Genomic DNA, 26,972 nt, shown 5'->3' on the forward strand with positions numbered 1-26,972 from the left:
TATACAGTTACCGAAAGCAGAGGTTTATTACATCTATGAAAATCATTTCAAAACGGCTCACCCTATATGTATTGGGGCTATTTTTATTATCACTGGGAGTCAGCTTTTCCATTCAGGCAAGTCTAGGTGTTTCGCCGGTTTCTTCACTGGCTTATGCTATTTCCCTGACAGCTGGCCTTTCGATCGGAATTACCACGATCATAGCAAATACTTTATTCATCGCAGTTCAGGCTATATTAAACAAGCGGATTGAATTACGGGAATCTGCGGTACAGCTGCTCATCGTATTTTTATTCGGTTTCTTTATGGATGCAACACTTGTACTTGTGCAAATGCTCCCTGCTCCTGAAACTTTACTGGGAAGATTTGCATTTTTAGTAATTAGTCTATACATCATATCTGCAGGTCTGTTAGCCTATTTTACAGCGAAACTGCCGTTAATGCCTTACGATGCGTTAACGTATGTCATCAGTGACCGTTTTAAAATGAAATTCAGCAAAGCGAAAATTAGCGGTGACTTGCTGAATGTAACCATTGCCGCAGCCGTCTGCCTAGTTTTCATTCACTCATTCGGTTCAATTGGTATCGGCACCATTGTCGCAGCTTATTTTATTGGTAAAATACTTGGACGACTGATGCCGCGTTTTCAAGAACCATTGCAAAAATGGATTTATCATGATAAAAACGATTTGACGGTGGAAGAAAAAAAGGTATTCAAACCAATAAAGTTAGAATCTTGATTTACTGGAAATAGTAAAAATCCACTTTAGTAATTTACATTTTTTCACTTGTATGGGGACGCGCAGTGTGCTATTTTTATAAGCGAAATCAATATTCCATTACCCCTGTATAATCCTGATAATCTGGTTCGGGAGTCTCTACGGAACAACCTTAATTGTTCTACTATGGCTGGTACATTTCTTCTATTTACATGGGGGCATTCCAATTTATTTGGGATGCCCCTATATTATTTGAGTTGTGGATCATGTGTATTTTGTTGTTTCCGTATACGGCGGCGTAAGAAAAGGAGAACAAGATGGACATTTGGAAAGATATATTAGCAGCACTGAGCGGTGTATTGAATGCTCTGCCGCAAGGTTTGCTTGCACTGACATTCGGCTTCGCATCCATTCCTACAGCGCTTGCGTTTATGGTCGGTGCTTTCGGGAATGCGGCTACAAGTAACGTGGCAGTAATTTCCTACCAAGCTGAAACCATCACATTGGCTGGTACGATGGGCAAAAATATGAGGGAACGTCTCTCAATGATTTTCTTTGGAGCTGCGATTCTATTTGTGATTGGAATCTTTGGCATTTTAGAATCTGTCATTGATTGGATTGGTCCGATCATCACGACAGGAATGATGGCTGGAGTCGGGCTGATGCTATCTAAAGTAGCATGGGATATGGCAAAAGCGGATCGTGTCGTAGGTCTGACTTCCATGTTCAGCGCATTGATCGTTTATTTTGCGACGAAGGATTTAGTCTACACGATCACTGCATCTGTTATTTTATCGAGTATAGTATACGCATTTATGAAGACAAAAAATCGGGTGATTACAGAACGTCCCGCAATTAAAGATGGATTTCATTTGCAAAAATTGCTGGTCAATACCGCAGTCATACGTGGTGCACTCGCAATGGTCTGTTTGAACATCGGTGCGAATATTGCATTTGGTAAAATTAATGGAGAAATCGCGGGTTCCGATGTTAACGTGGATGTCATCACGATGATCAGCAGTTTAGCAGACATGGTATCCTCCTTATTTGGCGGAGCACCGGTTGAGATTGTCATTTCCGCCACTGCAAGTGCCCCCCACGCTGTCTGGTCGGGAGTCTTAATGATGGTATTGATGGCCATCGTTTTAGTGACAGGGTTGCTACCGAAAATCGGTAAATTCGTTCCGAGTGCTTCCATTGCAGGATTTTTATTCGTTCTTGGTGCCATTGTCACATTGCCAGGCAACGCGATTATGGCTTTGACAGGAGAAGGCGCGGGAACTGGAATCGTCGGTGGTATCACGATGGTAGTCACCGCTATCACGGATCCTTTTCTCGGCATGCTTTCTGGGATTATCGTACAATTTCTAATGAATCTGTCTGGATTTTAATGGAGGATGAATGAATTGAAAACCTATACACTCGAAGTGGCTTCGTTAACCAGAGAACTTCCTATCATACCCATATCCGATACACTGAGCATCGCAAGTTTTGTTCTGCTGGGCGATACTGAGATGGTTTGCGTGGCTGCACCGGAACTGGCAAAAAAACTACCGGCTGTTGAAGTACTGATTACAGCAGAAGCAAAAGGAATTCCCTTTGTTCATGAGTTAGCCAAACATCTGGACATGCCGCGCTATATCGTGGCCAGAAAGTCTGTAAAAGCGTATATGGAAGATCCACTGATCACCAAAGTAAATTCCATCACAACGCAAAAAGAACAGTTTCTCTGTCTTGATCGGCTGGATGCAGAATTCATCAAAGGAAAACGCGTCGCCTTGATCGATGATGTGATCAGTTCAGGTGAATCTCTCCGTGCACTTGCAGAACTTGTGGAAAGTGCCGGTGCCAATATTATAGCAAAAGCTGCCATTTTAGCTGAAGGCGATGCTGCCGATCGTGAAGACATTATCTTCCTTGAAAAACTCCCTTTATTTCCGAATGAAAAGTAAATAAGTAAAAGTCAGCCTGATCGACGGGCTGACTTTTTTTACGCGCTATATTTCTTTGCTGAATACAGGTTCGTTTTTATATACTCTTCATCCAGCATGGGTCTGCCTTCCTGATCTACCATGGCGGTCAGTCCAAGGCCATAGCCTGCACTATGGGACATGTAAAGTACACCGGTTTGATTATCGAGAATCACTCGAAACACTTCCAACTTCCCTTGTTTCTCAACAACTTCAAAACGTTTGCTGTCCATTGCTTCATGCTACTATACTGCTATTTTTTTTAAAAACCACCTTAAATCTTTCACAAACAACCGGTATTTTATCATGGAAATGCTGCTTGACACTTTCCAGTTCCCTTTCAAAGAAGTCTTGATGAACTTCCCGCCAGTAACGCAATGAACAGTCGCCCTCCCCTTCCGAATGCGCATGCTCTTCCGTTACTTCATCAAACCGGACCACTTCAACCGATGTCGTTTCGACCACAGCGACTGCCTGGCCTTCTCCATCAAGAATAATATTGTGCAGACCGACATGCGGCAGCGTCTCGCTTTCCAGTTCATACAACAGATAATTTGAAGAGGTGCCTGTCTTTTTTCCAGACAACACCAGCCCCGCCAGCTCATCCGCCATTTCTTTAGAATCGCCAAATGCCCATGCTTCGTAACTTTCCGGTGCATTTGGAGCGCCGATTTTAAATTCTTCCCACATTTGAGCTATAGATGCCTTGCCCATATATTCTTTCCAGGCTGTAATTCCGCCTTCCAGTAAGACAACATCATATTCTTTTTCGGTAAGAATGTTTGCACACTTCGCCGCAGAATTTCCGGTCGTACAGGTAATAATCAGCTCTTTATTTCTCGGCAGTTCAGAAACATTTTGTCCTGTTCCGTCTTCTAACTTGAAAATCTCTGTTTTCGGGATGTTCAATCCTTTTATGCTGGTTCCCGAAATATGAAAATCAACATATTTTTCCGCAGCACGTACATCCACCAGCACAAGGTCTTCCTGCGCGTTCATTTTCCTGCTCAATTCTTCAGGCGTAATCTTTTTGACCGTCATTTCCATTTCCTCCTCAGTCTGCTTTCAAAGTGACCGCCACAATCTCGGGACGATTGAATAATCGTAAAGGAATAATACTGTTCCCAAGCCCCCTGCTGACCATCATCACGGTATGATTCAAATCATGCTTTCCAGCCGTATACGCTGGTAAAAACCCTTGATTCGGTGCAACTAGTCCTCCGATAAAAGGAATCCTCACCTGTCCGCCATGAGCATGTCCGGCAAAAACTATACCAAAATTATACTCTGCGTAGAGAGATAGCAACTCCGGACGATGAGTCAACAGTATAGTGAAGCTGTCTTTCTCCAGTCCTTCAATGGATTGCACGATATCCTCTTCTGCCGTCTCTCTTTCTGCACGGCTTCCGTCATGCGCGGGATCATCAATGCCTACCAGATACATTTTGTCATTCCCTTTTTTCAACACGGCATGCTCATTCCGTAAAACCTGCACCCCTATATCTTCTAATGAACTCTCCAGTGAACTGAATGTTCCAGACCACCATTCATGGTTGCCAGATACATAATATACAGGTGCAACAGCCGTAAGTTCTTCCATTAAAATCAGGCCCGCTTCATCACCTGCTCTATTGGAGTCGATAAGATCCCCGGTATATACGATCACATCCGGCTGAAGCTTGTTAATTTTCCGAAATAGTCTTCGCTGATTTTTCCCGAAACTTTTATTGTGCAGATCAGACAAATGCACAATTTTGTATTGGTCAAAGCTTTCGGGAATAGTTGAAGAACTGATTTCACTTTGAGTTACTGTAATTGAATTATTTTGAAACCAAATGAAATACCCTACTATTGCAAGCACAGCGGCTGTATATAAAATTCTCCTCTTTATCATCCCATCAATTCCTATCCGGCATCTCCAGCTGATCTTCGCTGTAAATGAGCATATAATCCACTGGATTGTAGTTAACAGAGTAGCTATTACTATTCATTATACTCGTCGGAAATGCTTCGTTACCTGAGACATCTTTGGCAATCCAGCTAAAATAGACTTCCGGCTCTGGAAAAGAAAAAAGCAAGTCCAGCTTCCTCGCTGCACTGACGTTTGTATAGGCCTTCAGTATTTTCACACCCTCGTCAGGCAAAGGCATCAATCCGTATGGCTGATCCTGAAGCAAGATCTTCCACTCAATCTGTACTCGCGGTTCATATGTTTCCTCTTCTTCAGAGAACCTGAGGCCACGTTCACGAAGCATATATAACTGAATAGCACTCAGTTTTTCAGCAGGTGAGATATTCCAAACAAAATGATAGCTCGAAGGATCTTGCGGATTCACTTTCCAAACTCTTGGCTCACCGCCCAGATCAATATGCAGCACTTGCCATTTATGTTTTTTCCACATCCAATAACTAAGACCATACTGTTGTTTTTCTGAAATGAAAGGCACAACAACATGATGTTCATCTGCATGAATCTTATCCTGAATGACCTCCACTGCGACTTGCGGGAACACATCATTCATTTCATAAATCAATTGCTGATCATCCGGAAAAGTGACAGGTTTTGCGAGATAAAACCAGTAAAACAGGCAGAGTGACGCTACAAGCAGCAATCCCGAAGAAAAGATCCACATGTTCTTTTTTGTCATCAGTTGCCTCCTCCCGTAATGAATGGTTCATTTGAACGGAAATACAGCTGACGTTTTGATGTTTTCACCAATATTCCTTTTCCATCATCCTCTATAAAAATCATAGGTTGCAGGCCGCTTCCCCGCTTCGGATGAGCGCCGTCCAGCAAATAAGGAAATCGTTCGTTTCTTTCAGATGCTTCCGTCTCTAGATAGAACTTTGTGTACCACTCATCATTCATCACTTTTTCTTTCTTCATTGATTCCAGTTGTTTTAAAAACTTCTCCGGCTGAAACTGCCGTCCCTCTTCAGCAGCAGAATGAATAGAAATCAGCGATGCACCATCGGTTTCTGTTAAATAGGTGGACAGTTGTTCCTTAGGATAAATCCATTGGTGAAAGGGAACCGACAGCAGCGCCATTGCCAAAAATATATAATTCGCCCAAAAACCGAGCCAGACAAAACCTCTGTAACGCTTCCACCGATCTCCCTTTCTTTTCATAATCAAATATAAGACCCATAGCCCAAGCGGTAAGATCGCCAGCCGCAATGGCGTATCAAACCAATTGATGTTGATGGAAAAAGAAAATAAGCCACCAATCAAAACGAGAAGAACCGCCCACAATTTCGGTTTGACGATTTGTTTCCTATAGATTTTGACAGTAATGAAAATGATAATAGCGTAAGACAGAATGGTTGATATAAAATCAATTAGGTTAAGACTGAAATCTGCTTCTATAACGTACACCTCTTCTCCTGTTTAATCGAAAAATGTTATTTCTCCTAATTATAGACTGCAAGTGTTCAAGGCAACAACTGTATAAGTTGAATTTAAAAATCTACATTGTCGAAGATACTTAGTACCGTTGATTTCCGTTCCAGACGGACGCTTTCTGGAGGGCCCGCGATGAGCCAACTTGCACTCCAATCAACTGAGTAGGCTGTACATAGCATGCTTTATCATGTAAAACGTCTAATTCAAACTATATAGTAAGAAAAAATCATTCAACAATTAAAACTTCGCCATCTTTCAATGCGATAAAAGGAATTTTATTATCAATCATATATTCAATAGATCTATCTATATCCTGAGATTCTGGATGATCCGATTTATAATGCGGAGCAATTGCATAATCTACTATATGCAAGCGTGTTCTTCTCCATATGGCTTTTGATCAGGATCATCTGCTAAATGGATACCTTTTAGCGTTGGTCCAAGAATACAGGCGCCTGCACTGTACCCTCCATACACAATATCTTGTTGTTTCTATCATACTGTTTCAAAATCTCATCGAAGTCACTCAGCCTCATAGCCTGGGCAAGAATAAATGTGTTACCGCCCCTTACCCAAAAAACATCATATGATCCCAGGGTTTCCTCCAGCTCTTTTTGATGATGAAAATAGCTTTTCAAATCGATACTATCTACCCTAAAGCCCAGTTTTTCAAGATCTAATATATCTGCTACATCACTGTTCTTCTTTCTTTCCAGATCGGTTGCAAAATCTAATGCATTATTTATATAGGCTACTCTTTTATTTCCGTTCTTCGTCTTCTCTTTCACTTCATTTCCTTTATTGCCGATCTTATATAATGATAGGTACAGTTTCATACATTCCCCCTATTGTTTGCTTGATAATATTCCCGTCGCTACTCACTATTGAGCATATTTTATCTAATTGTATCAACTGTTTCACAAATCATCAGACTTTTATCTGAAGAATTAGTAAAACTTCGCAAAACAAAAAGGCTGCTGAAACAGCAACCTCTCGTCCGAGAAATGATATTTATTAAGCGTATTTACATCACTTCCAAGAAACTTGTGAAGGATGACATTCAAACCAGCCTAGCCATTCTGACAATGCGCAGCCTGCCTCGAATCCAGTTTGTCCACTTTTCCAATCGCTTCCTAAGGAAGTTGATCCTATCGTATGACTAACGGATGCTGCCTCCGCTGTATTTACGGTGGAGTTGGCGCCAATTGCCAGAACTCCCGCCATAAGTAATGCAGCCGCAAATCGACCTGTCTTCTTCAAGTAAATCAATTCCCTTCCATAGTACTTATTGATTTATTAATAAAATATTTAATAAATCTTGTGTAACTATTCCCAGTAAGTAGAATTGTTAAACACTTATTTTAAATGACATCCACAGCAGGCATCAATAATCTATTTTCCCTCGTGTTACATGTTATATGTTATATGGCTATATACAGTTAAAACTGATTATAATTACTCATGAATGTAGCTTTGGAATAAAGTTTGATCATTTTCTACTGTTGATCTACAACACACGCACCCGTTACTTAGATAGCGGTTTAAAACCGTTGATCTGCGCTGCAGCCAAGCGAACAGCGCAGGGTTCGCTTTGTCGTATTTCTGCGTCTTTTTGTAGAAATTTAGGCAGGACTTTATGGTGCTTTCAAATCCAGTTCATCCTCCCAGAGTCGCCGGCTTCCGCTCCGCTCAACTAAGTGTTTACCAAAAAAACTTGTTCTACAATAGCCCCTGACTCTTGAAGTAAGCTTCTTGTCGAAATCTATTCACTAGCCATTTTTTCACCATGTTTATTTTCCATAACGAAAAAAACAATAAGTGTTATGAGAATCACAAATGGAGTTGTACCGAACTCCATTAATCCAAAATACGGCAATATTAAAGACAGAAGTATCAGTACTGTAGCTACTAATCGAACGATAATAAGGTTTTTAGGATGATTTTTATTATCCAAATTACTCCCTCCTTTTCTTAGTACATCTCTAACAATTCTGGCTAGTTTGTGGCTTTGTCACAATCCTTCTTGTTAATGTAATTGTATCAAACTCTTTTATCAAAAATCAGAATTCATTGCAAATTATCAATATTTATTATAATAAAACTTTATTTCAAATCAACATGAAAAATTCTACTTCCTATCTTCTCACTCCACCGTAACACTTTTCGCTAAATTCCTCGGTTGATCCACATCACACTCACGCTGTAACGCGGCATAATAACTAATCAACTGAAACGGAATTACAGCAACGAGCGGTGTCAGCAATTCATGCACATGGGGCAGCACGAAACGATCGCCTTCTTCTTGAATTCCTTCTATTGAGAAAATACTAGTCTTAGCACCTCTGGCAGTAACTTCTTTCACATTCCCTCTTATATTCGGACTGACGTCACGCTGTGTGGCCAGAGCAAATACCGGAGTTCCTTCTTCAATCAAGGCAATCGTGCCGTGTTTTAGTTCGCCGCCTGCAAATCCTTCCGCTTGAATATAGGAAATCTCTTTTAGTTTCAGCGCACCTTCCAAGCTGACATAAAAATCGAGATTTCGTCCGATGAAGAAGGCGTTGCGTGTATCTGTCAATGTCTCTTCCACGACTTTTCTCACGTCTTCTTTTGAATCCAGCACAGTTTGGATTGCATTCGCTGCTATAGAAAGTTCTTTCTTCAACTCCAAATCACTTTCACCGCACGCATAGGCACAGATTGCGAGAACCGCTACTTGGGCAACATACGCTTTTGTTGAAGCGACCGCGATTTCCGGGCCTGCATGCAGAAGTAATGTGTGATCGGATTCACGTGATAAAGTCGAGCCTTGAACGTTTGTCAATGTGACGGTTGGATAGCCAAGCGCTTTTACTTTCACCAATACTTGTCGGCTGTCGGCAGTTTCGCCTGATTGTGTAATGAATAGAAACAAAGGTTTCTTTGAGAGCAATGGCATATTATAGCCGAACTCACTGGAAATATGAACTTCCACCGGGATACCGGCGAACTTTTCGAAGTACTGTTTACCGATCAATCCTGCATGATAGCTAGTTCCCGCCGCAATGATATAAAGCCGGTCAGCTCCTTTAAAAGCCTGTAAAACCTTCGAATCAATCGAAAGTTTGCCGCTTTCATTGGAATAGGCATCCACGATCTTACGAATGACTGTCGGCTGTTCGTCCATTTCCTTCAACATATAGTGCGGATACGTTCCTTTTTCCAGATCACTTTGATCAAGTTGAGCTGTGTAAAGTGCACGTTCCATACGTTCACCGCCAAGTGTAAAGATTTTCACTTCGTCTTTCCGCAATAATACCATCTCTTCGTCATGCAGTTCGATAAACTGATCGGTCACCTGCAGCATTGCCATCGCATCTGACGCGACAACACGGCAATCCGCTCCAACCCCAACCAATAAAGGACTTCGATTTTTCGCGATATACAACGTATCGGGATCCTGTTCATCCAACATCGCAATCGCATAAGAACCATGAAGTAAAGTTAACGCTTTACGAAAAGCTGCTTCCGTTGACACTTCTTCACTTGATAATTTCTCAATCAGCTGCACAATCACTTCCGTATCTGTATCAGATATCATCTCAACTTCCTGTAAATAGTCACGCTGCAATTGGAGATAGTTTTCGATCACTCCGTTATGCACGAGTGTGAATCGTCCCGACTGACTTTGATGAGGATGTGAATTTTTACGGTCCGGCACGCCGTGTGTCGCCCAGCGAGTATGGCCGATTCCAGCAGTTGATTGCACATTCAAATCTACCATTTTCGTAAGATCTGCTATTCTGCCTTTCTCCTTACAAACTACTACACCTTGCCCTGTCTGGAGCGCAATGCCTGCCGAGTCATACCCTCTATACTCTAATTTCTTCAAGCCTTCCAATAAAACGGGTGTTGCCTGCTGCTCACCGATGTATCCTGTAATTCCGCACATATCGTTCCCTCCAATTAACAAAACGTCAAAAACACCTCACCCTGGAAGTGTTTTTTTGTTTTATTTGTTTGCCTTCTTGATCCTTTGGTTATACAGTCTCCTGTATCTTTTAGGACTCAAGATTTCAATCGGGCAACTGCGATCGGGAGGCATCCGCCGAACAATTCGATACTCCTCCACCTCGTCTGCGAGAGATTACGATTCTGATTTCTCCGGCTCTGGCGCTTACATTGTTTTCCTAATTTAACGTGCATATTGTTCCTCCTTCAGCACCTTGATATCATACAAAAAAATGTTTTAATCTGTCAATCTGAAATAGAAATATAATGAATACGGTTACATATAAGGACGTTCTCTTGTATACTATTCATTGACGAACGGGGGAGATAGATAATGAAAGCGGCTTCACGTAGTGCACAATTTATCGCTTATGAAACAATACGGAAGAAAATCATTAATGGTGCTTTTCCTGGTGGGATGAAGTTAGTCGAGGGACAGCTAGCTGAAGAGATCGGAGTAAGCAGAACGCCCATTCGTGAAGCAATCCGCCGTTTAGAACAAGAGGGCCTAATTAAACGGAATAAAGTATTTAAACCGAATGAAAAAGATTTTCGCCATATGTTTGAAATGAGGATGCTAATCGAAAGCCATGCAGCAAAGATGGCAGCAACCAATATGCAGGAAGAACGTATAGGAAAATTGCGAAAGTGTATCCAACTTGCTCAGACGAGTGAACCAGAAGTTATAGTGGAAGCAAATAAACAGTTTCATAATCTAATTATTGAAGAATGCCAAAATCCAATCATGGCAGGGACATTCGATAAAATGCAATCGAATTTTTACCTATGCAGTAAGACACTGGCGCTTAACACCCCCCCGTTATTAATTAAAGAGCATGTCCAAATTTGTGATGCCATTGAACAGCGACAGCCGGAATTGGCAAGTATGCTGATGGAGAAACATTTACAAAATGATTTGGAATTCACATTAACTATTGTTACATGAAAAAAAGATAGGTATCCTCAGACAAAAAGAATCCGAGAACATCCTACCTGCTGTCAGTATGTACAGATGCAGAGGTTTTTATACATGCAGTAGATAAAAAACCTCAGTCAACACTATTTCAGTTGACTGAGGTTCTTTAGGCATTCACTCGTACAGGTTCGTGCCATGGATAATTGTTTGTCAAAACAGTTGCCAAGTCTTTACTTTGCTGCTTTCTCATCTTACGAATTTCAGCGCGCTGCGGAGCTGTTTCATGCAAATACTTTTCCTCTTCTGTTTCCGGAACGACTTGCGGTACAGTCAGCGGTTTTTTATTCTCATCTAATGCAACAAACGTCAGCAAAGAAGTAGCTGCGATTTTACAAACACCGCTCGCTAAGTCCTCCGCAATCACTTTAACGAAAATCTCCATAGAAGATTTCCCTGTCCACGTCACATAGGATTCAAAGCAAACAGAATCAGATGGACGGATCGGATGCAGAAAATCCACTGAATCCATTGACGCTGTGACACAATCAGCCCGGCTGTGACGAGCCGCAGAGATAGATGCGATCTGGTCAATATCACTCATTAAACGACCGCCGAACAATGTATTATGATTATTAACGTCATTTGGAAATATTCTGCTCGTTCTCACGACTCTCGAATCCCGACATTGCTTTTCATGTATCATTCTAAATGAAGCCTCCCTGGTTGTATGCCAACCTACCGCCATACAGGTAGATTGATTAAGTCCTAAATTGTATATCAACTAAACATACAGGGTGTTCACATAATTGTCAACAATTAAGTTTGCAGAATCTGATGAAGTATGTTACTTATTTCTTGATGCTCTGCAGTAACGGTACTTCATCCTCTTGCAATAGACCGACCTGAAGTAATCCTTTTAAAATGCCGTCATCATCACAGGATGCTGTGATAAGATCTGCAACTTCCTTTATTTCAGGAATGGCGTTATCCATCGCAATCCCGGTACCAACAGTCTCAATCATTTGCATATCATTCATACCATCTCCAAATGCATAGCTGTTTCCGATTGGGATCTTCAAATGCTCCAGCATCTTTTGGATACCGATAGCCTTCGAAGCTCCTGCTGGCAGCATATCCACTGACGTTTTATCCCATCTGATAAATGTATGGCCATCAAAAAGTTTAATATATTCTTCCGTTTCTTCTTCGGGACAGTAAAGCTGAACTTGATTGACACCCGAGTGAATAAAAATCTCACTGTCGACCGGAGGATAAGGGATTTTTAAGCGGGATGTACTATCAGTGATAAGAGGATGCGCCGACGTATTGGAAACGAATGTATCAAACGTGGAATAAGTAAGGCCATGACCTTTTTCATTCGCCATTTTCGTCAATTTTTCCATATCATCCTGTTTCATGGGATTTGTAAAGATTTCTTTTCCTTCACAAATCACATGCTGCCCGTTCATCGATACATATGAATTAAATGAAAGTTCGTCCAGCAGCCACTCAAACATAAGCGGTGCCCTACCGGTGCAAATAGCTGTGTAAACCCCTTTATTCTGCAGAGCTTTCAAAGCCTGCTTTGTCGATTCCAATATCTTTTTTTCGTGAGTAAATAACGTACCGTCTAAGTCAAAAAACACTATTTTCTTTTCCAATGAATTTTCTCCTTTCTTATACAGGTCGCACAGTAATTTCATTTACGTTAACGTAATCAGGTTGTGTTACTGCATATACGACCGCTTTGGCAATATCTTCTGCCTCTAATTTTTTTCTGTCTGACACTCCTGAACTCAGACGGGTGTCCACCATCCCTGGAGAAATATTCGTGACGCGCACACCCGTCCGCGCAAGTTCTTTTTCCAATCCTGTCGAAATAGCGCGTACAGCGAATTTTGTGGCGCTGTACACCGTACTCTTCTTTGTCGCTTCGAAGCCGGATACAGAGGCGATATTGATAATATGTCCGCTCGACCGTTCCGTCATGCTTGGCAATACAGCGTCTATCCCGTAGAGTACGCCCTTAATATTGACGTCAATCATACGCTCCCACTGCTCTACTTCTCTGTCGCGGACAGAAGCTGACAGCATCTGTCCTGCATTATTGACATAGATATCGACAGAACCGAATAAATCGTTCGCACGGTTTACTAATGATCTCACTTCCGCTTCATTGGCGACATCAGTCGGTACAGCAAGTGCTTTTCCGTTACCTTTGCCATTGATCGCCTGAACAATTTCATCTAGTTTTTCTGCACGGCGAGCCGCCAAGACAACATTTGCTCCTTCTTTAGCTAATTCTTTTGCGATGGCAGCTCCGATTCCGCCACTCGCACCCGTTATAATCGCAGTTTTTCCTGATAATGAATATTTTTCATCTGCCAATTTAACCCGCTCCTTTTCACATGTTACAATTAGTCTAACAATTTATCTGACAATGCGCTGTGAAGTTGCTTATCAGCTGAGACCTAATAAGAAAAGGAGTGAGAAACATGCTGAATAAACAATTCATGAAAGGTCTGCGCTTAAAACGTGCTACAGTTCCTTCGTTTGATGCGTATCCGTTTGATTTGCCCAGTATTCGAACACTGGATGAGTTGGACTTTCATCCAAAAGTGACATTCTTCGTAGGGGAAAATGGCATGGGAAAGTCAACACTGCTCGAAGCTTCGGCTGTAGCTGCGGGATTTAATCCGGAGGGCGGTTCCTTGAACTTCAATTTTTCTACATACGATTCGCATTCTGTGTTGGAAGAATATATTACGATGATTAAAGGAGTAAGACGACCGACTGACGGTTTTTTTCTTCGTGCTGAGACGTTCTATAACTTGGCGACAATGATTGAGGAACTTGACAGCGCACCTGGACCAAGCCCGCGAATTATTGACGGCTTTGGTGGTGTATCTCTGCATGAACAATCGCACGGGGAATCATTTTGGGCAACTTTCATTCATCGGTTCAGAGGAAACGGGATCTATTCATTGGATGAGCCGGAAGCTGCGCTTTCCCCAATGAGGCAGCTTGCCATGCTAAGCCGTATTCATGACTTAGTATGTGAAGGTTCTCAATTCATCATCGCTACGCACTCGCCGATTCTACTCGCTTATCCGGATGCAAAGATTGTAGAATTCACGGACGAAGGCGCGCAGGTTACTACCTTAGAAGAAACCAGTCATTATCAGATCATGAAACAGTTTTTTGATGATAAAGACCGAATGCTACACCATCTTTTCAACGAATGAACTATGTAAAATAAGCGATTATTTCCGGGGAAATAATCGCTTATTGTCATTATTCCTTATTTCGCTCTTTTTTCACTTGTTCTCTGGCTTCCTTTTTGATTTCTTCCACCTGTTTTTCCGCTTCTCTTGCTGCATCATTTGCTACTTCGGAAGGTTTTTTATTTTTCTCGTTTTGATCTCCTGATTTGTCAGCATAGCTTTTCGTCATAAACTGCACTCCTGTCTGTTATTTTGTGTTTATTATTCCCTAAGAGAGCATATTAAAACCTTACTCACGAAAAATCATCAGGTTTTTCATGCTACAATAAGGTTACAAAACAAGAGAGGTGGACTCGCATTGCCGAAGAAATTAGCTATCTATTTATTCATGCTGGCAGTCGGTTTTACATTTTTGATCTTAGCAATCATGCTGGAGTTACCCGATATAGTAAAATGGATATTCTTAGCGATTGCTGTGATTTTAAATCTCACTAGCGCGATTGCAGCAATGAAGATTGGATTACAACAAATGAAACCAGATAAACCATAACTTCACACATGGCCGTTTAAACAGCAAATAAGCATCTTGGATGACTACACGAAGTTGATAGTCGAATCATGCATCTAGCTGGTCATTTTAATTTGGAAATATAGCCGTTTGGGGAAAGAGTCAGTTTTTCTCCAAACGTTTCTGTATGTATGATTTCAGACCTTCAGCAGAATATAGATCACGCTTTGGCACTATATAGGCACTGACCGTACTCGTGTACAAATAGAAATAATCCGCATCTTCAATCAGCCGTTTTACGCCTGGCCATTGAACGTTCGTTTCACCTGTGGAAGTAGTATCTCTTATTCCCGCTTTATTGAGCTTCATCTTATGCTCACCGACTAATCCGTCATTCTTCCCTTCCTTCAACATTTTTCGTACCTGCCTGGTAATATGAAAGTAAAAATACTTAGGATATAAAATCACCCATGCAATCGCTGTTACACCAAATGTTGCAAATAAGGGACCTTTCGCCATGTCTGTAAACATGGATAAAAAATAGGCAAACAGTAAAAATATTAAAGGAGAAATATACCGCTGCCACTGCAATGAATTTTTGCCGACTTTGGTATTTTTCACATGATATAAATTAAAAGCAACTACATCTTCTTCAGTTAATTCATACTCAATCTCCATTCGTTCCTCCTGCTAAGTGTGCTGTACAATTCAGCAGCGTACACGTTTTATTTTCCACTTCTATCACAGTCAGCGACGTATTTTCAATCGTCACTGCATATTGTTCATCTTCTAATAACACCGCGATTATCTGCTTAATAAAACTGCCATGGCTAACTACAAGAATTCGTTTATCTTGATGTATGCGGGTCTGCTCTTCTACAAAATTAAGTCCCCTGGCAATCACACGATCTGCAGATTCAAACTGCATATCAAGCTCACGCCACCGCGCTCCCCATTTCTGCACGCGTTCCTGTTCCGTAGTCCCTTCAATCCGCCCGCTGCTTCTTTCCCGCACGCGTTCATCTTCTTCGACTGTCATGCCCGGCATTCGAGATGCGATCAATTCCGCTGTATGCTTTGCACGATTCATTGGACTTGTAAACATCAGATCCCACTGTTCATCAGCCAGGCGATCTGCCAATTTTATTGCTGACTTGATGCCTTCCTCATTCAACGGAATGTTTGAGCTTCCCTGCACCCGACCTTCCTTATTCCAAGCTGTCTCGCCATGCCGTATAAATCCAATTATCGTCACTACTATCCCTCCTGATTAGCCTATTAGATATGCGGGGTATAAGCAGGTGTCCTTTTAATCCATAAATAATTCAGTCCGACTCCGATGAGCAAAACGAATGCGGCGAAATAAAATGGATAGTCGACATCGATATCGAACAGTGCTCCGCCGATTACAGGTCCAAACACATTACCGATACTGGTGAACATGGAATTCATTCCACCGACAAACCCTTGTTCATTTCCTGCGATTTTAGATAAATAGGACGTAGCAGCAGGACGAATCAGATCAAAGCCTACAAAGATGATGATCGTCACCGCAAGAACCGCAAAATAACTTTGTACAAAGGTCGCGAAAAATACCAATATGGCTGAAAAGACGAGACAGAAAAAGATTAGTCTCTTTTCCCCGATCGTCCTCGCCAGTTTATCAAACAGCAGCACCTGAGCCAGTGCACCTACCAGTCCACCGCCAGTAATAATGATAGCAATATCTTTAGGCGTAAAACCGAATTTATGGTCCACAAACAAGCTGAAGATTGATTCGAATGAAGCCAGTCCAAACGAGAGAATTAATATAATCACAAATACTATAAAATAACGGCGTGCAAATATTCGCTTGAGTCCCGGCTTTTCTTCATCCTCTGCCACAGCTTCTTGATAGCGTTCAGGCTCCCGCAGCATAAGTAAAGAAAATATCGCGGCAAACAGCGCCAGTCCGCCAGCAAAAAAGAACGGAACCCTGGTACCGAAGTCCGCTAAAAAACCACCAATACCAGGGCCAATGATGAATCCTGTAGATATGGCCGCCGACATAAAACCAAGCGCCTTCGACCGCGTCTCCATCGTCGTGATATCGGCAATGAAGGCAGTGACTGCAGGCATAATAAAAGCAGCACTAATGCCACCTAAAACTCTTGAAGCGAACAGAACAGGAAGCGTTTGTCCGATACCGAATAGAAACTCTGACGCACTAAAAATAATTAAGCCGATGACAATCATCTTTTTCCGGCCGACTGTATCGACCCAACGTCCCGAAAAAGGTGAGACAAGCAGCTGAGCCATTGCAAAAATGGCGACCATATATCCGACAACCTTACCTGATATATGCAGTTCATTCATCAGCGTCGGCATAACCGGAATGACAAGACCAATCCCTAAAAATGCAATCAGTAAATTCGTCAGCAGCAGTCCCAGCGTGATAGATTCCTTTTTCATGATACTCTCTCCTGTGTTCATTCTAGTTGATATTTTATTATCATAGCAAGCAGTACATAATGATACAAGGAGAACGGAAACTATATTTCCATCCGCCCTACCACTTCAAATGAAGAAACTTCTGAATCAATTTATGACGTTCTTTATCAGGGATTCTCCACTGTTGAATTTCAGCCACAATTTGTTGTTTTGTACCAAACCCCTTGACGATTCCATTGAGTCTAGCTGCAAATATGGAATCTCTTATATACGCTTGATCCGGATACAATTCGGACAGCTGCTCAAGTACGCCTGGATAGCGCTTCAAATAGTATTTCTGATGACGTTCTTCTGCTAAATAAAACTGCTGAAGTTCTGTAATTTCCGTTTCAATCGTTTCTCCAAGCTCTGTCTCCATGAAGTTCTTCACTCGATCAATGACTTCTTTCTGCTGTATGCCGTGATAGCGCAGAGAGGACAAATATTGACGCCCTCTGTACTCGTCCCTGTTTGGATAATGATTGCGCCAAAAATGTTTCAACACGTCTTCAAATGAAAGGATCTCCGGATCAAAATCAATTTCCACTGTTTCGGTATGATCACCTAATGTTCGGTATGTCGGTGAAGCAGTTGTTCCACCGGCATATCCAGTCCTTGTCCGGAAAACACCCCGTAAACTACCAAATCTGGACTCTGGACCCCAAAAACAGCCCATACCAAAAGTCGCAGTTTCTAGGCGATGATTTTCTATCAATTCATTTTCAATTTCTTGAGCAGTAAGCATTTTTGTACACTCCTATTCGTCAGCCTGACCGGTACCGAATTCACAAATAAAAAAACGATATCCCTTAGTGACAGGATACCGCAATAACTATTTCCTATCTATTTTACTGTTTCTTTGTGCTTCTGCCAATCTTCATCCAACATGCTGTATAGAATCAGGTCATGAAAATGATCGTAAAGAAATTCACCGTCACGAATGACTCCCTCTTCCATGAACCCCAATCTCTCTGGAATCGCTCTGCTCTTTACATTGTCTGTGCCGCACTTGATTTCTACACGGTGGCAATCGTATTCCTCGAATGCATAATCAAGGAGAGCCCTGACGACTGCAGTCATAATGCCTTTTCCTTGATATGCTTCTGCCAGCCAGTACCCGATGCTCGTCTGTCGGTTCGAATAGTTTACTAAATGGAAACCAGCCATTCCTGCAAGCTTTCCATTATATAAAATTCCCGCCTGAAATCCGTCTTCTTCAGCGAATTGCTGAAGCCAGGCTTCAATGATCGGTCCATATTGTTCTGCGTCTGTCATGGAATCTACCCACGGTAGCCATTCCCGCAAATTCTCCCTCGACGCGTTTACCAGCTCAAATAATTCCTCAGCGTCTTTCTGTCCTATTAGTTTTAATGATATTTCTTCTGTTACTTGATGTGTGAACAAAACCCCATCCCCCTTTTATCTTTACGGCAAAATTGCGAATGACCGTACCGGAAAACCAGATGCATTCTCAGGCTTCGGCACAATGTTAAAGATGACTGCTCCTTTAGCAGGCAGCTGATCTAAATTGGTCATTAGTTCGACTTGGTATGTATCTTGCTCCAGTACATAGTATTCCCCGCGAAGTGCCTGATGTTTCTGAAAATCAATCGCAGAATCCGTATCGAATGTCTCGTGTCCAACAGCTTGTATATTGCGTTCATTGAATAACAACTCCAGCGCCTCTAAGCCCCATCCTGGTATCCGGTTATTGCCATCTGCATCTTCATTGCAGAACGCTTCATTGTCGGGCCAACGTTTGCTCCAATCCGTGCGCAACGCGACGAATGTATCTGGTTCTATACGTCCGTGCTGCGCCTCAAATGACTTGATGTGATCAATGTTCACGGTAAAATCATGATCTTCCTCTGCTTCTTTCGAGAAATCCATGACCACTAATGGCAATACCAATTCTTTCAGTTCAAGCTCTTCTAAAAAACGTGTATCCCGCACAAAATGAATGGGCGCATCAATATGTGTTCCATACTGTCCCGCAAATTTAAAGCTCTGTGCAAAAAATCCATCATCATGACTAAATAGCGTGGTAAATTCTGCTGCATCAAAAGCAGAAAAATGCGGCGAATCCGGACCAAAAGTATGTGTCAAGTCCACCCATTGTTTCTGTTTAAGAAACTGAATCGCTTGTTGAAGTTCATTTGTCATGTCCGTTGCCCCCTATGTATCTCAATATACTAATGTTACGTTTGATAGAATAGAAAGTCAATATAGACTAATTCGAACAATTCAACAATAATTTGTACAGTGTTTGCTTTTTGATCATATACAAGATGCAGGTTACCCTCTTCAAAATGCAAGACACCCAGATTGTATTGTTCTACAGCAATTGAAATGGTACGATTCTCCAAAGATTAGAACTTCGAGGTGATTACGATTAGGCTAAAAGTAAATGAATCAGACGACTTTACAGACATCGAGATTATTATTAATTGCCCTGAAGCAGATGAACGTGTGTCTCCTTTGATTCAGCAATTGAACCAGATGATGCACTCTATTCACGGAAAGAAAAACAGTGTGACTTATCCTCTGGTTTTTGATCAGCTGCTGTATATGGAGTCAGTGAATGACACGGTATTTCTTTATACAGATGATGAGGTTTTTGAGAGTGACAAGAAGTTATACGAACTTGAAGAGCAGCTGAAAGATATGAGATTCATGAGAATCAGTAAAAACTTCATCGTGAATATCGCAAAGATTGAAAGTGTCAAAGCTTTGATCAATGGCCGATTCGAGGCGCACCTGACAAACGGTGAGAAAGTTATCGTCAATCGGCACTATGTAAAATCATTTCGAAAATATTTTTTAGGATGAGGTGGCAAGAATGAACCGTACAATAATCTATCTAGGCGCGGCTTGCTTTGCCTTTACTTTCAGCTCGCTGTTTTATTATCTGTTCAGGCTGTTTGGCATCTTCCCGCCACTGACAGAGGAAATTACCAGCTATTTATTTATCATATCCTGTTTCATTACTTTGTTGATTTTTCTGTCCCATAAACTCCCCGTTGAGCAGCCGCTGATTGTTCATTTGATTGAACTGATGTGTGTTCTAGTAGTGCTGATATTTGCCGGGGCATTTTTTAACGTGTATCCTTTCACCGCTTTTTATATTGGAACTGTTGCGCTGTGCGGGATATTTGCTTACTCATTTGTCATCCTGATGGTCTATATGAACAATAAAACGGCTGAAAAAGCAATTAATCAAGCAATTGCCAATCAGAGACGGAGGGGTTCGAATGTCTAAAATTATTGAAGTGCACCACTTATACAAATCGTATGGCGCTGTAAAGGCAGTGAAGGATGTGAGTTTCTACGTGGAGCAAGGGAGTCTGTTTTCATTTCTCGGTACAAACGGAGCGGGAAAGTCCACAACTATCTCTATTTTACTTACTCTTTTGAAGCACGATGCTGGGGAAGTAAAAATTAACGGCTTAACCGTCGGAAAAGAGGACGAAGCGATTCGCAATGAAATAGGCGTTGTGTTTCAAAAAAGTCTGTTGGACCCTTTATTAACAGTTCAGGAGAATTTAGATTACCGCGCCCGGTTGTACAAGATGACCAAAGAAGAAAGACTTGCAGCTATCGTCCGTGCAGCTGCAGCTGTCGATATATCCTCCCTCATGAAACGACGCTACGGGAAATTATCGGGAGGACAGAAGCGAAGAGTGGATATTGCGAGAGCACTTTTGCATCAGCCAAAAATACTACTGCTGGATGAACCCACGACAGGTCTTGATCCGCAGAACCGAAAACAGATTTGGAATACGATCTTGAATTTGCAGCGCGAGACTAATATGACGGTCTTTTTAACCACTCATTATATTGAAGAAGCCGCCAATTCGAATTTTGTTGTCGTCATGAAAGAAGGAGAAATTATTGCCAGAGGAACACCAAATCACCTGAAGGCTGAGTACTCGGCAGATCGGTTGATGATCACCGCAAAGGATCAGGCACACTTCCGCAGTCAGCTACAGGCAGATCAGCTGGTTTTCAGTGAAGATCACAGTACGTTCCTCATTCAGCTGAAGAAAACAACCGATGCAATTGCTTTATTAACAAAATATGAGCAGCAGATTGTTTCATTTGAAGTACAGCAGTCGAGTCTGGATGATGTATTTATTCAAATCCATAATGAAAAGGAGGGTGTGTGAAATGATGGCTTTTGCAAAACGTAATCTGCTGCTTTATTTTCGCGATAAAAGTGCGTTATTCTTTTCTCTGCTTGCCGTTATCATTCTTGTCGTCTTGTACGGAACGTTTCTTGGTAATTTAATTGCAGATAGCCTTCCTGATTTCCCCGCCAAAAAGTGGCTTCTTCTGTCATGGATCTTTGCAGGAATTTTAGCAGTTACTTCAGTCACTACTACACTAGGTGCTTTTGGAGTTATGGTTGAAGATCGCTCCACAGAATCCGCCCTAGACTTCTATGCTTCTCCAATTAACAGGTCGTCACTTTTTGGAGGCTATGTCATAAGTTCTGTCTTCGTCGGTTTCATCATGTGTCTGCTCGTTCTGCTGATTACAAATGGAGTCTTCTTTTTCTCGGGTGAAGCAATGCTAACTATATTCCAGTTGATACAGGTGACCGGAGTAATCACTTTATCGGTGATCGCAAGCAGTGCCATGATCTTACTGCTCGTCTCTTTTTTCAAAACCGTTAAAGCGTTTGCTGCGGCCAGTACAGTAATTGGAACTCTGCTTGGTTTTCTAGCAGGTATTTATATTCCCATTGGAAGTCTACCGGAATACTTGCAGACCATCATTAAACTATTCCCTACATCACATGCCGCTACGCTGTTCCGCCAAATTCTAATGGGGCAGCCAATGCAAGAAGCATTTAAAGGGGCTCCTGCAGCAGTCAGGCAAGAGTTTTTAGTGAATATGGGCGTAGTTTACGATTTAAACGGCTTCCTCACTTCTCCGATGTTCAGCATTCTCTATTTGGCAGCTACTGCTATAATCTTCTCTATACTTGCGGCTGCTGTAATGAAAAGCAATAAATACTGACTATATAAGTTGAATGTTAAAATTTACATTGTAGAGGTAACTAATTATTAAGTCGTTTGTTAACTTCAATCATAATGAACTCCGGCAAATAATTCGGAGTACATCCTTTTGATACCTTTTCATCTTTGTAAAGACCCGTTTTCTCACCGAGTTTAATACAACGTGGACGATTCATTTCATCATAAACGCCTATCCAGCCTGCAGTGAAATTCATAGCCCATTGAACTTCCGGTTCTTCCTGCGTAATATTAGCTTCTAATGCAGATAACAAGTCTGCAGTGTTATCAATTGGTGTTTTTCCAGTCCATCTCAATCGCCCTTGATAATACCAGAAAGTTCGCCTTTGAAGAGCGGAAGGACTATTTTCCCATGACTCGATCAATGCAATTTTCTTCTTGTCTTTGGTAAGCTGATTAGCCATTAACCAATCCATTAAGTTATTTCGCTCATCAAAAATGTGAGTCAGCATATCCTTATCAAGCTTATTTATCACATCTTGTGAAAGAAGTTTTTTGTCCATAATTAAGATTGCTAATAGTCTGGGCAAAAACTCTTCGGTTGACCAAAGTTCCATAGCTAGTTCGTGATCTTTTTTAATGTCCTTCGCGATTTTTCGTAAGTCCCCTAGCTTAGTTTTACTATTTATCTGAGATAGAATGTTTTCTGCTTTTGAAGAGCGTTTTATTTCTGTATCTTTTTTTTCATTCATTTTTACACTTCCTATAGTAAGTCCTCATTTGTTGAATAATAGAAATGACGCATAACAACAAGCGTTCACGTCTGTAAAATACTTTAATCATAACTTCATTCATTAGGATAAAGATTCTGATATTTTTCTACTGTATGTTTAATTAAATCTTTTAAAACATTGGTATCAATATCAGCTAATTAATTTACATAAATACAAGACTTACTCTTCGTGTGTTTACCGAAGTTTTCTAATAATCCTTCCCTTTCTTCACTTTCATAGTCCAAATAAAGACTAATCTTTGCCTTTCTTGGTGAAAAACCCACTAAAGGCGCATCCCCTTCGCGTCCTGATGCATATTTATAGTGATAGCTGCCAAAGCCTATTATACTAGGACCCCACATTTTTGCGTCGTAACCAGTCACCTCTCCGAAGATATCTAATAACTGATAGGCATCCGCCTTCTTCTTCTCATTTTCCACACTTTCAATAAAGCCAGTTACACTATTTTCGTTTTCTTTCATCTTCGGTTCATACATATATACGATCTCCTCGCCTATTTTAGAGAATATACTTGTTTATACTATTTTCATCTAGCTTGAGGGAAATATTTTTTAGTTGAACATACAAAGTAAATATTGACCGTTTCCCTTGGTTTCAGGCACCGCTGCCAGCCTACTTGGAGAGCAAATAGCCGTTCTTCCTGACAGCTTGATTCTGCCTAGTCATTCATCCCGAATATCCAGCCCTATCATCGCCGCGAACTGCACAGCCTGCTGTACGGAGACGATACAACCTTCCAGATCCTTCATCGAGACAGTCATGCTTTCAAATTCTGACGTTCTAATTTCTACTTTCTTTAATGGTGTTTCATCAAAACTTGCCTGATCAAGATTACAGCCGGAGAACTTTGTATGCTTTAATTTGCAGTCAAAGAAATCGACGTCTTTCAGTTGGCATTGTTCGAACTGCACACGTTCCCACTTCGAATGCACAAATGCACATAAATTCCCAATACATTCTTCAAATGAAACATCTGTGAAGCGTGAATCAGTAAAGTTCACGCCCAGCATCTTGCAATTACGAAAGCTGGCTCTATGAATACTAACTCTACTCAAATCTGCATTTGAAAAATCGCAGTTTTCAAAGCGCACATCCGTCAGAAACAAATCTGGTAAAGACGCATGCTGGAAACTGCAATTCTTTACAATCATATTTGTTAATTGAACACGCTCCAGTGTCTCTCCATCCATTCTTGAATCGATTAAAATACGGTTTTGTAAATATGGTTCCTCCTCACTCCAGAGGTCTTGCCACGTTGCTGGAGTTAGCTGTTCTGAAACTTTTGGTGATTGAACTTTCATTTTTATTCCGCCTTTCCTATGAGTTCTATGAAGATTCCTTGCATACTGAGTGGTATTATTTTCAAAAGGAGTGAAGCACATGAATATTAATGATCAAGCAAGAGAAGAGTTATACAAACAAGTAAGCCAGCTATCCGATGAACAAATCAATCAAAAGCCTTCTGAAGGCAGATGGTCCATAAAACAGTTACTGCAGCATCTATACCTGATGGAAGGTGGGGTCGCCAAAACCATTCAGTCACAGCTCGCTTCGGACAAGCAAAAACAGGCGCAAGATAAACCCATTGAGCTGACCGTCAACCGTTCTACTAAAGTAAAGGCTCCAGCATTTGCCGTGCCGACGGAAGAGTTCGCGTCACTTGAAGAGTTACAGGCCAAATTATCCGCAACTCACGAGACACTGCGTCAGCTGTCTGAGAATACAACGGAAGAGCAACTGGAAGTTAAGTCTTATCCGCATCCTGTATTCGGCGAAATGAATCTTAAACAATGGATTCCATTTGTCGGGTATCATGAATTACGACATATCGAACAGATTAAAGAAGTAAAAAAGCAGCTCCACTTATAAAAATAGCCTTCAGCGCGGCCTTTGTTCTCTGTTATTATCCTCCTGTGAAGGACCGGTGACGATTGCTATAACTCTGCTTACAGAAAAAGAAGCCCTCATTTCCAGAGGACTTCTACTTCTATTTTATACGCGGGCAGCCTGCATTTCCGCAAATTCTTTTTCAGAACACAGTACAAAGTGTTCCGGCGCAATCTCACGGAATTCAACCTGATCTTCCGGACCGTATTGGTGGTCATTCGGATTATAAGGCTTACGTACCCGTGAGCGTTCATAAATAGGGTCAGGCAGCGGAATAGCCGACAGCAGTGACTTCGTATAAGCATGCATCGGATTCCGGTATAACTCGTCTGCCGGTGCCATTTCGACTAATTTACCAAAATACATGACGCCAATTCTATCGGATATATATTTAACCATTGATAAATCGTGAGCAATGAATAAATACGTCAGTCCTTTTTCTTCCTGCAAATCTTTTAACAAGTTAACTACCTGGGCCTGAATCGACACGTCGAGTGCAGAGATCGGTTCATCCGCAATGATGAATTCTGGATCTACTGCCAAAGCGCGTGCAATACCGATACGCTGACGCTGACCACCTGAGAATTCATGTGGGAAACGTTCCGCGTGCTCGCGGTTTAATCCGACCGTCTGGAGCAATTCGATGACGCGTTCTTTGCGTTCCTTCTTTGATTTCACCAGCCCGTGTATATCGAGGCCTTCTGCAATAATATCCATTACTTTCATACGAGGGTTCAATGAAGCATACGGGTCTTGGAAAATCATTTGCATTTTACGATTCAAGTCATGCGTTTCCTTCTTGCTTTTTGGTGCGTGGACATCGACACCGTCATACAGAACCTGGCCTGCTGTCGCATCGTACAGACGGATCATCGTACGGCCAGTAGTCGACTTACCACAACCGGATTCGCCAACGAGTCCGAATGTTTCACCGCGTTTTATGGAAAAGCTGATATCGTCTATCGCACGGACTTCTGTAGCTTTGCCGGCGTTAAAATACTGTTTAAGGTTTTTCACTTCTATTAATTGATCAGCCATCACGCATTCCCTCCTGTCTGATCTACGTAGTAGCGGCTGCCCGGGAAGGTTTTCATCCGTTCAATAATGACAGCCGGCGGTTCGACCTGTGGTGCCTGCGGATGCAAGAGCCACGTCGCTGCATAATGCGTATCACTTACTTGGAAGAATGGAGGCTGACGTTCCATATCGATCTTCATCGCATACTCGCTGCGCAATGCAAATGCATCACCTTCTGGTGGATTCAAGAGATCTGGCGGTGTACCAGGGATCGCGTAAAGCTTCTGGTCAGCTAAGTCCATAGACGGCATTGAACTGAGCAAGCCCCACGTATATGGGTGCTGTGGATTATAGAAGATTTCATCAACTGTTCCAATTTCGACAATCTTTCCACCATACATAACAGCTACGCGGTCAGCAACGTTTGCAACTACCCCGAGATCATGCGTAATGAAAATAATCGATGTATCGATTTTCTTCTGAATTTCTTTCATCAGTTCCAAGATCTGCGCCTGTATCGTCACGTCAAGTGCAGTCGTCGGCTCATCTGCAATCAATATTTTCGGATTGCAGGCAAGGGCGATTGCAATGACGATCCGTTGACGCTGCCCCCCTGAGAACTGGTGAGGATACATTTTATAACGACTTTCGGCATTCGGAATTCCTACGAGATTTAGCAGCTTAATCGTCTGCTCCTTGGCTTGTGATTTACTCATCTTCTGATGCTTCAGAATCGGCTCCATAATCTGCTTGCCGATCGTCATCGTCGGATTCAACGACGTCATCGGATCCTGGAAAATCATTGAAATATCTTTCCCACGAATTTTCTGCATCGCCTTCTCAGAAACCTTGGTCAGATCTTTTCCTTCAAATAAAATCTCGCCGTTCTTATACTCGGCACTGGACTGGGGAAGCAGACGCATGATGGACTTCGTCGTAACCGATTTTCCGGAACCCGACTCTCCCACAATTGCTAACGTCTCCCCTTTCAATAAATCAAAATTCACACCGCGGATTGCTTTCACTTCTCCTCCAAAAGTATGGAAGGAAAGCTCGAGGTCTTTCACTTGTAGTATCTTTGTCAACTTGCTCTCCT

The 26,972-nt window shown here is 41.8% G+C and carries 36 protein-coding genes, 1 pseudogene and 1 riboswitch; of the genes and pseudogenes, 11 read left to right on the plus strand and 26 right to left on the minus strand.

Going from position 1 to position 26,972, the window contains the following annotated elements; genetic code table 11:
- Positions 1-35 precede the first annotated feature (35 nt).
- The 3 genes from Q1J64_RS05150 to Q1J64_RS05160 all read left to right on the plus strand — a co-directional run bounded on the left by Q1J64_RS05150 (position 36) and on the right by Q1J64_RS05160 (position 2,671).
- A complete protein-coding gene (locus tag Q1J64_RS05150) occupies positions 36-740 on the plus strand; it encodes a YczE/YyaS/YitT family protein (RefSeq protein ID WP_301108014.1) in 705 nt (234 codons plus the stop codon).
- An 85-nt stretch (positions 741-825) separates the two neighbouring features.
- A riboswitch (purine riboswitch) is annotated at positions 826-926 on the plus strand.
- A gap of 110 nt (positions 927-1,036) precedes the next feature.
- Positions 1,037-2,110, plus strand: a complete 1,074-nt coding sequence (locus Q1J64_RS05155) for an NCS2 family permease (protein WP_301108015.1) — start codon at positions 1,037-1,039, stop codon at positions 2,108-2,110.
- 15 nt (positions 2,111-2,125) lie between these two features.
- Entirely contained in the window at positions 2,126-2,671 is a 546-nt protein-coding gene (locus Q1J64_RS05160) for a phosphoribosyltransferase family protein (protein WP_301108016.1), read from the plus strand.
- A gap of 38 nt (positions 2,672-2,709) precedes the next feature.
- Here the strand turns inward: Q1J64_RS05160 and Q1J64_RS05165 are convergent, their stop codons facing one another.
- From Q1J64_RS05165 to glmS, 10 genes are all read right to left on the minus strand, one after another.
- Positions 2,710-2,922, minus strand: a complete 213-nt coding sequence (locus tag Q1J64_RS05165; protein ID WP_301108017.1) for a DUF6440 family protein — start codon at positions 2,920-2,922, stop codon at positions 2,710-2,712.
- A 4-nt stretch (positions 2,923-2,926) separates the two neighbouring features.
- Positions 2,927-3,730 (minus strand): rhodanese-like domain-containing protein, encoded by an 804-nt coding sequence (locus Q1J64_RS16660; RefSeq protein ID WP_367183449.1) that lies wholly within the window; start codon positions 3,728-3,730, stop codon positions 2,927-2,929.
- 13 nt (positions 3,731-3,743) lie between these two features.
- Positions 3,744-4,583 carry a metallophosphoesterase gene (locus Q1J64_RS05180; RefSeq protein ID WP_301108018.1) on the minus strand — a complete coding sequence of 280 codons (840 nt, stop codon included), beginning with the start codon at positions 4,581-4,583 and terminating at the stop codon, positions 3,744-3,746.
- A gap of 4 nt (positions 4,584-4,587) precedes the next feature.
- Positions 4,588-5,337, minus strand: coding sequence for a hypothetical protein (locus Q1J64_RS05185; RefSeq protein WP_301108019.1), 750 nt, complete (start codon positions 5,335-5,337; stop codon positions 4,588-4,590).
- Positions 5,337-6,065: a glycosyltransferase family protein gene (locus Q1J64_RS05190; RefSeq protein WP_301108020.1), complete on the minus strand. Its 729-nt coding sequence runs from the start codon at positions 6,063-6,065 to the stop codon at positions 5,337-5,339. Before Q1J64_RS05190 ends, Q1J64_RS05185 begins: the two co-directional genes overlap by 1 nt.
- Positions 6,066-6,318: 253 nt before the next feature.
- Positions 6,319-6,465 carry a type 1 glutamine amidotransferase family protein gene (locus tag Q1J64_RS05195; protein ID WP_301108021.1) on the minus strand — a complete coding sequence of 49 codons (147 nt, stop codon included), beginning with the start codon at positions 6,463-6,465 and terminating at the stop codon, positions 6,319-6,321.
- A 55-nt stretch (positions 6,466-6,520) separates the two neighbouring features.
- A complete protein-coding gene (locus tag Q1J64_RS05200; protein WP_301108022.1) occupies positions 6,521-6,928 on the minus strand; it encodes a Type 1 glutamine amidotransferase-like domain-containing protein in 408 nt (135 codons plus the stop codon).
- 193 nt (positions 6,929-7,121) lie between these two features.
- Entirely contained in the window at positions 7,122-7,352 is a 231-nt protein-coding gene (locus Q1J64_RS05205; protein WP_301108023.1) for a hypothetical protein, read from the minus strand.
- A 502-nt stretch (positions 7,353-7,854) separates the two neighbouring features.
- Entirely contained in the window at positions 7,855-8,046 is a 192-nt protein-coding gene (locus tag Q1J64_RS05210; RefSeq protein WP_301108024.1) for a hypothetical protein, read from the minus strand.
- A 189-nt stretch (positions 8,047-8,235) separates the two neighbouring features.
- Complete coding sequence (gene glmS, locus Q1J64_RS05215) at positions 8,236-10,023, minus strand: glutamine--fructose-6-phosphate transaminase (isomerizing) (protein ID WP_301108025.1); 1,788 nt, start codon at positions 10,021-10,023, stop codon at positions 8,236-8,238.
- 393 nt (positions 10,024-10,416) lie between these two features.
- Between glmS and Q1J64_RS05220 the strand changes: the two genes are divergently transcribed.
- Entirely contained in the window at positions 10,417-11,028 is a 612-nt protein-coding gene (locus Q1J64_RS05220; RefSeq protein WP_301108026.1) for a GntR family transcriptional regulator, read from the plus strand.
- A gap of 136 nt (positions 11,029-11,164) precedes the next feature.
- On the opposite strand, the gene Q1J64_RS05225 is transcribed toward Q1J64_RS05220, so the two are convergent.
- The 3 genes from Q1J64_RS05225 to Q1J64_RS05235 all read right to left on the minus strand — a co-directional run bounded on the left by Q1J64_RS05225 (position 11,165) and on the right by Q1J64_RS05235 (position 13,386).
- Positions 11,165-11,701: an acyl-CoA thioesterase gene (locus Q1J64_RS05225; protein ID WP_301108027.1), complete on the minus strand. Its 537-nt coding sequence runs from the start codon at positions 11,699-11,701 to the stop codon at positions 11,165-11,167.
- Positions 11,702-11,846: 145 nt separating this feature from the next.
- Entirely contained in the window at positions 11,847-12,659 is an 813-nt protein-coding gene (locus Q1J64_RS05230) for a Cof-type HAD-IIB family hydrolase (protein ID WP_301108028.1), read from the minus strand.
- Between the two features lie 16 nt (positions 12,660-12,675).
- Complete coding sequence (locus Q1J64_RS05235; RefSeq protein ID WP_301108029.1) at positions 12,676-13,386, minus strand: SDR family oxidoreductase; 711 nt, start codon at positions 13,384-13,386, stop codon at positions 12,676-12,678.
- Positions 13,387-13,493: 107 nt separating this feature from the next.
- Between Q1J64_RS05235 and Q1J64_RS05240 the strand changes: the two genes are divergently transcribed.
- The gene (locus Q1J64_RS05240) at positions 13,494-14,243 is read left to right on the plus strand and encodes an AAA family ATPase (protein ID WP_301108030.1); all 750 of its coding nucleotides are present in this window, start codon (positions 13,494-13,496) and stop codon (positions 14,241-14,243) included.
- Positions 14,244-14,292: 49 nt separating this feature from the next.
- On the opposite strand, the gene Q1J64_RS05245 is transcribed toward Q1J64_RS05240, so the two are convergent.
- Positions 14,293-14,451, minus strand: a complete 159-nt coding sequence (locus Q1J64_RS05245) for a hypothetical protein (protein WP_301108031.1) — start codon at positions 14,449-14,451, stop codon at positions 14,293-14,295.
- Between the two features lie 129 nt (positions 14,452-14,580).
- Between Q1J64_RS05245 and Q1J64_RS05250 the strand changes: the two genes are divergently transcribed.
- Positions 14,581-14,772 carry a hypothetical protein gene (locus Q1J64_RS05250; RefSeq protein ID WP_301108032.1) on the plus strand — a complete coding sequence of 64 codons (192 nt, stop codon included), beginning with the start codon at positions 14,581-14,583 and terminating at the stop codon, positions 14,770-14,772.
- 120 nt (positions 14,773-14,892) lie between these two features.
- Here the strand turns inward: Q1J64_RS05250 and Q1J64_RS05255 are convergent, their stop codons facing one another.
- From Q1J64_RS05255 to Q1J64_RS05285, 7 genes are all read right to left on the minus strand, one after another.
- A complete protein-coding gene (locus Q1J64_RS05255) occupies positions 14,893-15,408 on the minus strand; it encodes a YcxB family protein (protein WP_301108033.1) in 516 nt (171 codons plus the stop codon).
- Positions 15,398-15,985 (minus strand): histidine phosphatase family protein, encoded by a 588-nt coding sequence (locus tag Q1J64_RS05260; protein ID WP_301108034.1) that lies wholly within the window; start codon positions 15,983-15,985, stop codon positions 15,398-15,400. Before Q1J64_RS05260 ends, Q1J64_RS05255 begins: the two co-directional genes overlap by 11 nt.
- A 23-nt stretch (positions 15,986-16,008) precedes the next feature.
- Positions 16,009-17,181, minus strand: a complete 1,173-nt coding sequence (locus tag Q1J64_RS05265; protein WP_301108035.1) for an MFS transporter — start codon at positions 17,179-17,181, stop codon at positions 16,009-16,011.
- 97 nt (positions 17,182-17,278) lie between these two features.
- Entirely contained in the window at positions 17,279-17,944 is a 666-nt protein-coding gene (msrA, locus tag Q1J64_RS05270) for a peptide-methionine (S)-S-oxide reductase MsrA (RefSeq protein ID WP_301108036.1), read from the minus strand.
- A gap of 98 nt (positions 17,945-18,042) precedes the next feature.
- Entirely contained in the window at positions 18,043-18,603 is a 561-nt protein-coding gene (locus tag Q1J64_RS05275; protein WP_301108037.1) for a GNAT family N-acetyltransferase, read from the minus strand.
- 21 nt (positions 18,604-18,624) lie between these two features.
- A complete protein-coding gene (locus Q1J64_RS05280; RefSeq protein ID WP_301108038.1) occupies positions 18,625-19,362 on the minus strand; it encodes a cyclase family protein in 738 nt (245 codons plus the stop codon).
- A 35-nt stretch (positions 19,363-19,397) separates the two neighbouring features.
- Positions 19,398-19,565, minus strand: a complete 168-nt coding sequence (locus Q1J64_RS05285) for a hypothetical protein (RefSeq protein WP_301108039.1) — start codon at positions 19,563-19,565, stop codon at positions 19,398-19,400.
- 16 nt (positions 19,566-19,581) lie between these two features.
- Here Q1J64_RS05285 and Q1J64_RS05290 point away from each other — a divergent pair, with 16 nt between their 5' ends.
- From Q1J64_RS05290 to Q1J64_RS05305, 4 genes are read left to right on the plus strand one after another with little or no spacing between them, the layout of a single operon-like run.
- A complete protein-coding gene (locus Q1J64_RS05290; RefSeq protein ID WP_301108040.1) occupies positions 19,582-20,028 on the plus strand; it encodes a LytTR family DNA-binding domain-containing protein in 447 nt (148 codons plus the stop codon).
- Between the two features lie 10 nt (positions 20,029-20,038).
- On the plus strand, positions 20,039-20,458 hold the full coding sequence (locus Q1J64_RS05295; RefSeq protein ID WP_301108041.1) for a hypothetical protein: 420 nt from the start codon (positions 20,039-20,041) through the stop codon (positions 20,456-20,458).
- Positions 20,451-21,365 (plus strand): ABC transporter ATP-binding protein, encoded by a 915-nt coding sequence (locus Q1J64_RS05300; protein WP_301108042.1) that lies wholly within the window; start codon positions 20,451-20,453, stop codon positions 21,363-21,365. The genes Q1J64_RS05295 and Q1J64_RS05300 overlap by 8 nt, the downstream gene beginning before the upstream one ends.
- A gap of 1 nt (position 21,366) precedes the next feature.
- Complete coding sequence (locus tag Q1J64_RS05305; protein ID WP_301108043.1) at positions 21,367-22,221, plus strand: ABC transporter permease; 855 nt, start codon at positions 21,367-21,369, stop codon at positions 22,219-22,221.
- A 40-nt stretch (positions 22,222-22,261) separates the two neighbouring features.
- Here Q1J64_RS05305 and Q1J64_RS05310 read toward each other — a convergent pair whose 3' ends face one another.
- From Q1J64_RS05310 to Q1J64_RS05320, 3 genes and pseudogenes are all read right to left on the minus strand, one after another.
- Positions 22,262-22,930 (minus strand): DNA alkylation repair protein, encoded by a 669-nt coding sequence (locus Q1J64_RS05310; RefSeq protein ID WP_301108044.1) that lies wholly within the window; start codon positions 22,928-22,930, stop codon positions 22,262-22,264.
- Positions 22,931-23,025: 95 nt separating this feature from the next.
- Positions 23,026-23,448 (minus strand): annotated as a pseudogene (locus Q1J64_RS05315) (DUF1801 domain-containing protein).
- A gap of 186 nt (positions 23,449-23,634) precedes the next feature.
- The gene (locus tag Q1J64_RS05320; protein WP_301108045.1) at positions 23,635-24,273 is read right to left on the minus strand and encodes a pentapeptide repeat-containing protein; all 639 of its coding nucleotides are present in this window, start codon (positions 24,271-24,273) and stop codon (positions 23,635-23,637) included.
- Positions 24,274-24,352: 79 nt separating this feature from the next.
- On the opposite strand from Q1J64_RS05320, the gene Q1J64_RS05325 reads away from it, so the two are divergent.
- Positions 24,353-24,841 (plus strand): DinB family protein, encoded by a 489-nt coding sequence (locus Q1J64_RS05325; RefSeq protein ID WP_301108046.1) that lies wholly within the window; start codon positions 24,353-24,355, stop codon positions 24,839-24,841.
- 123 nt (positions 24,842-24,964) lie between these two features.
- Here the strand turns inward: Q1J64_RS05325 and Q1J64_RS05330 are convergent, their stop codons facing one another.
- Both Q1J64_RS05330 and Q1J64_RS05335 read right to left on the minus strand, forming a co-directional pair.
- Positions 24,965-25,897 carry an ABC transporter ATP-binding protein gene (locus Q1J64_RS05330; RefSeq protein WP_301108047.1) on the minus strand — a complete coding sequence of 311 codons (933 nt, stop codon included), beginning with the start codon at positions 25,895-25,897 and terminating at the stop codon, positions 24,965-24,967.
- Positions 25,897-26,961: an ABC transporter ATP-binding protein gene (locus tag Q1J64_RS05335; RefSeq protein WP_301108048.1), complete on the minus strand. Its 1,065-nt coding sequence runs from the start codon at positions 26,959-26,961 to the stop codon at positions 25,897-25,899. Before Q1J64_RS05335 ends, Q1J64_RS05330 begins: the two co-directional genes overlap by 1 nt.
- Positions 26,962-26,972 lie beyond the last annotated feature (11 nt).

It is taken from the genome of Sporosarcina sp. (assembly GCF_029257255.1).
Classification (GTDB): domain Bacteria; phylum Bacillota; class Bacilli; order Bacillales_A; family Planococcaceae; genus Sporosarcina.